General features: G+C 64.6%; 10 protein-coding genes. 4 read left to right on the top strand and 6 right to left on the bottom strand.

Annotation, left to right across the window (positions count from 1 at the left end; all coding sequences use genetic code 11):
• The 5 genes from AC1DJT_RS11660 to AC1DJT_RS11640 all read right to left on the bottom strand — a co-directional run.
• The coding region (locus AC1DJT_RS11660; protein WP_476834100.1) for an NAD-dependent epimerase/dehydratase family protein at nucleotides 1-624 on the bottom strand (624 nt) is incomplete at its 3' end.
• A 34-nt stretch (nucleotides 625-658) separates the two neighbouring features.
• Nucleotides 659-799 carry a hypothetical protein gene (locus AC1DJT_RS11655; RefSeq protein WP_441505651.1) on the bottom strand — a complete coding sequence of 47 codons (141 nt, stop codon included), beginning with the start codon at nucleotides 797-799 and terminating at the stop codon, nucleotides 659-661.
• Between the two features lie 3 nt (nucleotides 800-802).
• Nucleotides 803-1,171: a DMT family transporter gene (locus tag AC1DJT_RS11650; RefSeq protein WP_441505650.1), complete on the bottom strand. Its 369-nt coding sequence runs from the start codon at nucleotides 1,169-1,171 to the stop codon at nucleotides 803-805.
• A 217-nt stretch (nucleotides 1,172-1,388) separates the two neighbouring features.
• Entirely contained in the window at nucleotides 1,389-2,006 is a 618-nt protein-coding gene (locus AC1DJT_RS11645) for a glutathione S-transferase family protein (protein ID WP_441493225.1), read from the bottom strand.
• Between the two features lie 112 nt (nucleotides 2,007-2,118).
• Nucleotides 2,119-3,408, bottom strand: coding sequence for a DUF3422 family protein (locus tag AC1DJT_RS11640; RefSeq protein WP_476768443.1), 1,290 nt, complete (start codon nucleotides 3,406-3,408; stop codon nucleotides 2,119-2,121).
• A gap of 166 nt (nucleotides 3,409-3,574) precedes the next feature.
• Between AC1DJT_RS11640 and AC1DJT_RS11635 the strand changes: the two genes are divergently transcribed.
• The 3 genes from AC1DJT_RS11635 to AC1DJT_RS11625 all read left to right on the top strand — a co-directional run bounded on the left by AC1DJT_RS11635 (nucleotide 3,575) and on the right by AC1DJT_RS11625 (nucleotide 6,221).
• Complete coding sequence (locus tag AC1DJT_RS11635; protein WP_441505648.1) at nucleotides 3,575-4,201, top strand: hypothetical protein; 627 nt, start codon at nucleotides 3,575-3,577, stop codon at nucleotides 4,199-4,201.
• A 326-nt stretch (nucleotides 4,202-4,527) separates the two neighbouring features.
• Nucleotides 4,528-5,451: an ABC transporter ATP-binding protein gene (locus tag AC1DJT_RS11630; protein ID WP_441505811.1), complete on the top strand. Its 924-nt coding sequence runs from the start codon at nucleotides 4,528-4,530 to the stop codon at nucleotides 5,449-5,451.
• Between the two features lie 8 nt (nucleotides 5,452-5,459).
• Nucleotides 5,460-6,221, top strand: a complete 762-nt coding sequence (locus AC1DJT_RS11625; protein WP_476834103.1) for an ABC transporter permease — start codon at nucleotides 5,460-5,462, stop codon at nucleotides 6,219-6,221.
• A gap of 7 nt (nucleotides 6,222-6,228) precedes the next feature.
• On the opposite strand, the gene AC1DJT_RS11620 is transcribed toward AC1DJT_RS11625, so the two are convergent.
• Nucleotides 6,229-7,911 carry a methyl-accepting chemotaxis protein gene (locus AC1DJT_RS11620; RefSeq protein ID WP_476834099.1) on the bottom strand — a complete coding sequence of 561 codons (1,683 nt, stop codon included), beginning with the start codon at nucleotides 7,909-7,911 and terminating at the stop codon, nucleotides 6,229-6,231.
• A gap of 174 nt (nucleotides 7,912-8,085) precedes the next feature.
• Between AC1DJT_RS11620 and AC1DJT_RS11615 the strand changes: the two genes are divergently transcribed.
• Complete coding sequence (locus AC1DJT_RS11615; RefSeq protein WP_476834098.1) at nucleotides 8,086-9,708, top strand: peptide chain release factor 3; 1,623 nt, start codon at nucleotides 8,086-8,088, stop codon at nucleotides 9,706-9,708.
• The last annotated feature ends 21 nt before the right edge of the window (nucleotides 9,709-9,729 follow it).

Raw genomic sequence — 9,729 nt, 5'->3', positions numbered from 1 at the left:
GTCGAACACCGAGATGAACTGGTAGGGATTGCCGCCGCCGCCGATCATCGGCACCGGGAGGTTCATGTCGATCAGGCGGAAGAGCTTGACGAGGATGCCGAGGCGGCCCGGGCCGATGATCAGGCGCGGCCGGAAGATCGGGATCCGAAAACCCTTGTCGCGATAGGTCTGCGCCAGGGTCTCGGTGGCGAGCTTGCTCTCGCCATATTCGCCGAGGGGTCTTGCCGGATGGGTCTCGTCCTGCGGCACGGTGATGGAGTGGCCGTAGATCATGTCCGTGGTGAAGTGGACGAGCTTGTTGGCGCCGCGCTTCTCCATCCAGTTCAGGATGTTGGCGGTGCCGTGATAGTTCACCGGCCAGAAGAAATCGTGGCGTTCCCGACGGGTCACGATCGGCGAGAGCATCTTGGCCGAGAGATTGTAGACGAGATCATCCTGGCCGAGCGGGATGCTCTCCACGCTCTCGGCTCTGGTTACGTCGATCGTCTGGAAGGGGACCGCCGCGTAATGGGCGTGAGCGCTCTTCTGGATATCCGCGACCAGCACCTCCTCGCCCATGGCGGCGAGGTCCGCCGCGAGATGCGAGCCGACGAAGCCGTCTCCGCCGATAATGATGTGTTTCATGCTGAGTTTGCCGCTGGTTCGATGATGAGATGCGTCAGCGCGACGTGTCGGGAAGGCGAGGGCGCCGGTCACGGACCGGCACGGGCACGGGCACCGGGCGCAAGGCGGGTCTGTTCTCGGGCGGTTCGAACAGGATGCCGAGGCGGAGAATGAAGCGTGCGATCAGGTCCATCATGACTCAGCTCTGTGCGATGAAGATGGTGCCAACGACGATGAAGCCAATGCCGGCGATGCGGGCAGGGCTCAGGTCTTCCTGGAAGACGAAGTAGGCGTAGACCGCGACCACGACGTAAGCGAGGCTCAGGAACGGGTAGGCGTAACTGATCTGTACCTTGGACAATACGATCAGATGCGAGGCCATGCTGACCACGAAGGTGCAGAGGCCGGCGAAGACGAAGGGGTTGAAGACGACCCGAAATACGGTCCAGATCAGTCCGTCATTCGCGATATCGAGGTTACCGATGCCGGTCATGCCCCGTTTCAGCATCAGTTGCGCGGCTGCGTTGGTCAGCACGGTAAACAGAATCAGGGGTATGTAGGAATTCATCGGGGCAGCATTTGTCCGCGTTCTTGACGGGCCCTGAATGCGGCTGAAAATACTTCAAATGCCTTACGTCAGCGACCTTACCTAACCGTAACCTTAAGAAGATGCTGAGGCCTTGGGGACAAGTCTCGCGGATCTCGCATGCCCTGTTCCCCGCCGGTTCTGGCGGGCATGGCGGTCGCCGGGGCATGCAAGATCGACCGATCCTCGAGACCTGCGCTCAGGCGACCTGCCCTTCTTCAAGGACACCATCCTTGTCGAGGGTGCGCTGCAACGCCGGCCGCGAGAATACGCGAGCGAGATAGGCCTCGAAGACAGGCAGGCGCGGCAGCGCGCCGATAATGTTCATGCCGAAATGGATGCCGCTGCCGAGCTGGGTGTCGGCGGCGGTGAAGCGGTCGCCGGCCGCGAAATCTTGATTGCCGAGGCGCTTCTCCAGATAGGCAACGGTGTCCTCGTGCGACCCGAAGGAGAAATGCTGCGGGACGTAATCGATATTGGTCGCCCTGGTCGCGATGATCGGGTCGAGTACTGCGTCGGTATAGACGAGGGCCGTCAGATAGGGGGCTCGCGCGGGATCACTCAGCGCAGGCGCGAGACCCGCCTGGGGGAAGGCGTCGGCGAGGTAGATGCAGATCGCGGCACGCTCGGTGACGATGATACCGTCATGGATGACGGCGGGTACCTTCTTGTGCGGCTGGATGGCGCGGTAGTCCTCGGGGGCACCGCTCTTGGCGCGAATATCGATCATCTCCATCCGGTAGGGCTGCCCGAGTTCTTCCAGAAGCCAGAGCACGCCGAAGGAACGCGATTGCGGGGCGTGGTAGAAGGTCAGCATGGCTCTCTCCATCATGAGGACGGCGCTCCCGATAGGGTGCGTCGTCGCGGCGATGGCGGGAGTTGTGACGGTACTTGATGTCAGTAGATGTCAGGACCGGCACGGCCCGTGCTCAGCTCTCTTCGCTATGCCCGCGCCGGATGCGTCGGACCGCCGCCCAGACCCCGATGAGGGCGATGGGTACGAAGAGCGCTGTCGCCATGCCGACGTCGATGGGCAGGAAGCCGGCATCCTTCGCGCCCTTGGCGAGGTAACCGAAGAGGCTGACGACGTAATAGCCGATCGCCGCGACCGAGAGGCCCTCGACCGTCTGCTGCAGCCGCAGCTGGAGGCGGGTGCGCTCGTTCATGGCCGCCAGCAGGTCGCGGTTCTGCTGCTCGAGTGCGACATCGACGCGGGTGCGTAGCAGATTGGCGGCGCGCGCGAGTTTGCGCGACAGGTCGGTCTGGCGCTCCTGCAGCATCTGGCAGGTGCGCATCGCCGGCGCCATCCGCCGGGACAGGAAGGCTGCGAGCGTCGGCCAGCCGGCATGCGGCGTTTCGCCGATCGCGATCAGGCGCTGCTGGACGATGTTGTCATAGGCGCGACTCGCACCGAAGCGATAGTTCGTGGACGCCGCCTCGGATTCGAGACGCGCGGCGAGCGCGGTCATCTCGTCGAGCAGCGCATTGTCGGAGACAAGGCCCTCCGTCGCCGTCATCGTCGAGGCAATGCGCACCAGCGTTTCCTCCGTGGCACGCACCGATGGGCCGATGCGCTGCGCCTCCGGCAGGCCGAGCAGAGCCAATGTCCGATAGGTTTCGATCTCCAGAAGCCTCTGGGGCAGGGCCCCCGAACGGGACGATGTCAGTTCGCGGTCAAGCAGGAGGATGCGGACGAACCCGCCGGCACTGACCCGGAAATCGGTTGCCGCAACGGCGCTTGCATTATCGACGAGCGATGCGGCGAGGCTCGCAGGATCGAAGATCGCATCCAGCTCCCCAGCCCCGATCGCGGGCAGGAGATGGAGGTCGATCGAGACGAGGTGCGGGCCGGGCTGCGGCAACTCGTGCATGGGATGCTGCAGATCGATTGCCGTCGGAACGAAGGCGGAGCGTTCGGGCGATGGCAATTCCCAGCTATAGGTCGTGAACTCGCTATGCTGTTCCCAGCGCAGGCCAATCTCCGCGAGGCGGGCGCGGTGATGCTTGGCGCCTTCGGCCAGGGGCGTCACACCGCGCTCGGAACAAAATCGAGCCAAGGCGTCGCGGTCTGCCGCCGCTTGAGCCGCATCGGTCAGGAAGGCGAAATGCAGCAGGCGGCGCGGGGTCTCGATCGGCGCGAAGGGGCGGGCGTGGACCTCGGCGAGAATGACCTCGCGGTCGGGGTGCGGTACGAGGCCGCCCTTCTGGTGCTCGATCATGTCGCCCCGACGCCCGTTCGACCGCTCCCGATAGAGGCAAGACTGCCGCAAAGTCGCGTGCCCGGCCAGATGGGCATGGTGCCGCAAGCAGGGAGGGAAGAATGCTGCCGACAGGATCCGGCAGCATGATGTGCCAAGTTCTGAAGAGAGAACCCAGGAGCCAGCCATGCCCCTGCCCAACCGTGTAAGGCCCGACGGCTCGCTCGCCCGCGACCCTGCGCGTGGCCTGGTGTTCGGCAATCGCGGCGGCCGGTTTCACGATCCGCACACGCAGGCCGCGCCGATCCGGTCGCACGCCACGCGGCAGTGGATCTGTTGCGTGCTCTCCTTCAAGGGGCGACGGCGACAGGTCTGGGGCAAGGGTTACACCGAGCTGTTCTTTTGCGACGAGGTGACGGCGCTTGCGGCCGGGCACCGGCCCTGCATGGAGTGCCGGCGGGCGGATGCGCTCGGCTACCGTGCGGCGCTGGTCCGAGGCCTCGGCCTCATGTCCGAGCCGCTCTTTCCCGAGATCGACCGGATTCTGGATGGCGAGCGCCGGATCGGACGAGCCAAGCAGAAGCACCGGCTTCAGGCCGATCGATTGCCGGACGGAACCATGATCGAGGCTGGGGCCGGCGAGTGGCTGGCCTTGCGCGGTGAGGCCGCGCTGCTCTGGTCTCCCAACGGATATATCGAGCGACGGCGGCGGGCGCCCGGGACCGTCCTGGTACTGACGCCGCCTGCGACCATCGCGGCCCTCGCGCATGGCTATCGTCCGCTCTGGCATGGAAGCGCGACGCTGTTTTCGTGAGGCTGCGCCCGAGGAAGCGAGGAGGGAGCGGCCGGAACCTTGGGCAGCCTCAGGACGTTGCTCCAGCACGATCATTCATAAGGGGCTGTCCCAATGCGTTCGATTGCACTTTGGCTGCTTGGCGTGCCGATTCCCGTCATCATCCTGCTCTGGTTCTTCATGCGCTGAGACGAAGGGCCAGCGAGGATTGGGGATGGCCGGGCTTGTCCCGGCCATTGGCATTTTACTGCTGACGAAATCAGTCAGTCGTCATATGATCTGCTGACGTGCTCGCGGCGCATGGCGGCGCGGTCGCATCCCTCCGTCGCTTCCCCTATATCGTGGCCATGTCCATCATCCGCGTTTCCAACCTGTCCAAGACCTACGCGTCCGGCTTCAGCGCACTGAAATCGGTCGATCTGGAAATCCGCCGCGGCGAGATCTTCGCCCTGCTCGGACCCAACGGTGCCGGCAAGACGACGTTGATCAGCATCATCTGCGGACTGGTGAACCCGACCTCCGGCAGCGTGCTCGCCGATGGTCATGACATCATCAAGGACTATCGGGCCGCGCGCGCGCGCATCGGGCTGGTGCCGCAGGAGCTGACCACGGACGCCTTTGAGACCGTCTCGGCGACGGTCAGCTTCAGCCGGGGGCTGTTCGGCCTGCCGCGGAACCCGGCCCATGTCGAGCGCGTGCTCAAGGATCTCTCGCTCTGGGACAAGCGCGACAACCGGATCATGACGCTCTCGGGCGGTATGAAGCGGCGTGTGCTGATCGCCAAGGCGCTGGCGCATGAACCCCAGATCCTGTTCCTCGACGAGCCGACGGCCGGCGTCGATGTCGAGCTCCGCCAGGACATGTGGAAGCTCGTCCGGCGCCTCAGGGACGACGGCGTCACCATCATCCTGACCACGCATTACATCGAGGAGGCCGAGGAGATGGCCGACCGGATCGGCGTGATCAGCAAGGGCGAGATCATCCTGGTCGAGGACAAGGCCGAGCTGATGCGCAAGCTCGGCAAGAAGCAGCTTTCGCTCTCCCTGCAGGAGCCGCTTGCCGCGTTGCCGGTGGGGCTTGCAGCCTATGATCTGGCGCTCGCGGCCGAGGGGGAGGAACTGGTCTATACCTATGACACCAAGGCGGAGCGGACCGGCATCACCGCGCTCCTGCAGGATCTCGCGACCGCAGGCATCCGCTTCAGGGATCTGCGCACCAGCCAGAGCTCGCTGGAAGACATCTTCGTGAGCCTGGTGAGGGAGCGGCACTGATCATGGCTATCAATCTCCACGCGATGCGCGCGATCTATCGCTTCGAGATGGCGCGCACCTGGCGTACGCCACTGCAGAGCATCGTCTCGCCGGTGATCTCGACCTCGCTCTATTTCATCGTCTTCGGTGCCGCGATCGGTTCGCGCATGCAGGCGATCGACGGCGTCGCTTATGGCTCCTTCATCGTGCCTGGCCTGATCATGCTCTCGCTGCTGACGCAGAGCATCGCCAACGCCTCCTTCGCGATCTATTTTCCGAAATTCACCGGCACGATCTACGAACTGCTCTCGGCGCCCGTGGCATGGTGGGAGGCGGTCATCGCCTATGTCGGCGCGGCGGCCACGAAATCGATCTTTCTCGGCCTGATCATCCTGCTGACGGCGACGGCCTTCGTGCCGCTCAGGGTCGAGCATCCGGTCTGGATGCTGCTTTTCCTGTTCCTGACCGCGATGACCTTCAGCCTGTTCGGTTTCATCATCGGCATCTGGGCCGACGGTTTCGAGAAACTGCAGGTGATCCCGCTGCTCGTGGTGACGCCACTGACCTTCCTCGGCGGGTSSTTCTAYTCGATCGACATGCTGCCGGGATTCTGGCGGACGGTGGCGCTGTTCAACCCGGTCGTCTACCTGATCAGCGGTTTCCGCTGGAGCTTCTTCGGCGTTTCCGAGGTCGGCATCGTCGTCAGCCTGGGAATGACGCTGGTCTTCCTCGCCGCCTGCATTGCGACTGTCGGCTGGATCTTCCGGACCGGATATCGCCTGAAGACCTGAGCCGGCCTCAGGCCGCCTTGACGTCAGAGAAGAAGGTCTCGACGGCACCCCGCAGAGTCTCCGCCTCACGACTCAGGCTTTCGGCTGTCTTCAGAACCTGACTTGCCGAAAGCATGGTCTCCTCGGATGCGGCGGTGACCCCCTCCATCTTGCGCGAGACGCGGACGGTGCCATCCGACGTTGCCTGCGCATTGCGGGCGATCTGCGCCGTTGCCTGCATCTGCTGCTCAGTCGCCCCTGCAATCGCCACGGTGTGCTGGGCCACGTCGGCCATCACCGCCGCGATCGCTTCGATTGCGGCGACTAYGCCGCGTGTCTCGGTTTCGAAGGCCGCGATCTGGGCGGCGATCTCATCCGTCGCTTGGGACGTTCGGCTCGCCAGGGTCTTCACCTCGCCAGCGACGATGCTGAAGCCGCGCCCGGCCTCGCCGGCACGTGCAGCCTCGATCGAGGCGTTGAGGGCGAGGAGATTGGTCTGGGCAGCGATGTCGCGGATCATCGAGACGATCTTGCCGATCTCTTCGGCGGCATAGGTCAGGTTGGCGACATTCGCGCTCGCGCTGGTGGCATCGCGCGCGGCATTGCCGACGACGCCATTGGCCTTGGCGACCCGCCCCGTGATCTCGGCGATCGAGCCGGAGAGCTGTTCCGAAGCCGCGGCAACATTCCGAACGCTGTCGGCGGCATCAAGGCAGGCAGCGCGAGCGTCTTCGGCCTGCGAGGTTGCCGCTGTCGCTGCATCGCTCAACGTCCGGGCCGTGCTCTCCATCTGGCTCGAACCGGATCTCACCGTCTTCAGCACGGCGTCGATCCTGGCATCGAAGCTGCGGATGAGCGTGTCAATCCTGATCTGACGCTCGGCACGGGCGGTCTCGGTCACCCGGGCGGTGCCTTCGAGCTCGGCGCGCGCCATGGCGTTGTCGCGAAAGACGACGACCGAGCGGGCCATATCGCCGATCTCGTCCGGGCGTGCCGACAGAGGAATTTCGGCGACCGGTTCCGACTGTGCCAAGCGGCGCATCGTTGCCGCCAACCGCCTGAGCGGCTGTGAAACGCGCCGATGCACGATCCAGAGCGCGAGAGCGAGACCGGCCGCGATCATCAGAGCGCCGATCAGCGTCTGCCGCCTCGCGCTGCTGTCCTGCAGCGCGTCGAGGCGGGAATCGATGATGCGGCTGTTGACGTCGTTGAGAACCGCGATGTGTTTCAACGCTTCGTTCAGTGCCTTGCGGTTCGCCCGGTTGACCTCGTTGTTGCCGTGCCTGTTTGCTGCGGAGGGGCCCTCGATGCGTGCGAGCCGAACCGTCTCCCGCCGGAAGCGGATGAATTGCTCGATCTGGTCGGAGACAGCGGCAAAGGCTGCGCCGTCCTCTGCCTGAACGAGAGGGCGCCAATCGTCCATGACCTCATGGATCTGGGCAAGATCATCCAGGAGTGGCTGGGCGAAGCGCTCGGCATCGGCGGAATCGCGGCTCATATAGAGCCCGCGCGTTTCCATCACGACGGCGTTGACCAACCCGTTGATCCGTTCGGCCATCAACACGCGGCGCGATGCGAGCTGCATCTCGTCCGTCATCGCCGCGTAGCGGCCAAGCGCCTGGACCCCGAGGATGGTTGCCAGGGCGGCAGTGACGGCGAGAAGCAGGACGGCTCCGAAGATCTGGCTGGAAATCTTGCGCAGGGACGCCATCCGCTCGTGGGTTGAAGCGCCGGCCGCAGCTGGCGCAGATGTGATCGCGGCGCCGGATGATGGCTGCGAATGGTTAATCCATGGTGATCTGCGGGCCCATCAGGTGGCGCGGCTGACGTCGAAGTCGCGTTGCGGATCATTGACAGCGGGCGCCCTTCCTGTCTTCACACCGGCATGACCGATATTTCCATCCTTGATGCCCCGGCGACCGCCGTCGCGCCGCATGCGCGCCGGCGTACCTTCGCCATCATCTCGCACCCGGACGCCGGCAAGACGACGCTGACCGAGAAGCTGCTCTATTTCGGCGGCGCGATTCAGCTCGCGGGCGAAGTGCGCGCCAAGGCGGGCCGCCGCCAGACATCATCCGACTGGATGAAGATCGAGCGTCAGCGCGGCATCTCGGTCGTCACCTCGGTGATGACCTTCGAGTATGGCGGGCACGTCTTCAATCTGCTCGACACGCCGGGCCACGAKGACTTCTCGGAAGACACCTATCGCACGCTGACGGCGGTCGACTCCGCGGTGATGGTGATCGACGCCGCCAAGGGTATCGAGGCGCGGACCAAGAAGCTGTTCGAGGTCTGCCGGTTGCGCGACATCCCGATCGTGACCTTCATCAACAAGGTCGATCGCGAGACGCGCGATCCTTTCGACCTGATCAACGAGATCGAGACGACGCTGGCGCTCGACGTCGCGCCGATGACCTGGCCGGTCGGGCGCGGGCGCGACTTCGTCGGGACACTCGATTTCGCCTCGAATACCTTCCGTCGCAACCAGAAGGGCGACGAGAGCGACGCGGGAACCCCCGTTGCGGGCGAGGACGATCCGCTCTTCGACGAGCTCCTGCCGAACGGCCTTGCCGAGACCTGGCGGGAGGAGGTTTTCCTGGCGCGCGAGGGCCTGAAGCCGTTCGACCTGGAGTCCTTTCGCGAGGGCCATCTGACGCCGGTCTATTTCGGCGCGGCGCTGCGTGACTATGGTGTGCGCGACCTGATCGACGCGCTCGGCCGGCACGCTCCGAGCCCACGCGCCCAGGTCGCGKACAAACGCGCGGTCGAGGCGGAAGAGCCGAAGATGACCGGCTTCGTCTTCAAGATCCAGGCGAACATGGATCCGAACCATCGCGACCGCATCGCCTTCATGCGCGTCTGCTCGGGCAAGCTTTCGCGCGGCATGAAGGCGAAGCTGGTTCGCACCGGCAAGCCGATGCCGCTGAACGCGCCGCAGTTCTTCTTTGCGCGAGACCGCTCGATTGCCGAAGAGGCCTTTGCCGGCGACATCGTCGGCTTGCCGAACCACGGTACCTTGCGCATCGGCGATACGCTCACCGAGGGCGAGGACATCGTCTTCAAGGGCGTGCCGAGCTTCGCGCCGGAAATCCTGCGCCGCGTCAAGCTCAAGGACGCGATGAAGGCGAAGAAGCTGCGCGAGGCCCTGCAGCAAATGGCGGAGGAGGGGGTCGTCCAGCTCTTCCTGCCGCATGACGGCGCGCCGGCGATCGTCGGCGTGGTCGGCGCATTGCAGCTCGACGTGCTGAAGGAGCGCATGGATGTCGAGTATTCGCTGCCCGTCGATTTCGAGCCGTGCCAGTTCGCGATCGCGCGCTGGGTCTCCTCGGCCGATCAGGCGGCGCTCGCAAAATTCGTCGCGCTGAAGCCGTCTTCGATGGCGGACGATCTCGACGGCGACCCGGTCTTCATGGCCTCGTCCCAGTTCACGCTGAAATACGATGCGGAGCGCGTCCCGGAGATCACCTTCTCCGACGTCAAGGACTATCAGAAGGTCGCGAAGGCCTGAGATTCTCCCTCTCCGAGGAGA

Source organism: Allobosea sp. 05T422_2, assembly GCF_056396265.1.
The sequence above is the reverse complement of the archived record's forward strand: the minus strand, read 5'-3'. Positions and strand labels throughout refer to the sequence as shown.

Coding starts and splice junctions, on each gene's coding strand:
- AC1DJT_RS11645 (WP_441493225.1), bottom strand. CDS start 2,006: ATGCTGACCTTCTACCACGCCCCGCAATCGCGTTCCTTCGGCGTGCTC.
- AC1DJT_RS11630 (WP_441505811.1), top strand. CDS start 4,528: ATGTCCATCATCCGCGTTTCCAACCTGTCCAAGACCTACGCGTCCGGC.
- AC1DJT_RS11640 (WP_476768443.1), bottom strand. CDS start 3,408: ATGATCGAGCACCAGAAGGGCGGCCTCGTACCGCACCCCGACCGCGAG.
- AC1DJT_RS11635 (WP_441505648.1), top strand. CDS start 3,575: ATGCCCCTGCCCAACCGTGTAAGGCCCGACGGCTCGCTCGCCCGCGAC.
- AC1DJT_RS11655 (WP_441505651.1), bottom strand. CDS start 799: ATGATGGACCTGATCGCACGCTTCATTCTCCGCCTCGGCATCCTGTTC.
- AC1DJT_RS11650 (WP_441505650.1), bottom strand. CDS start 1,171: ATGAATTCCTACATACCCCTGATTCTGTTTACCGTGCTGACCAACGCA.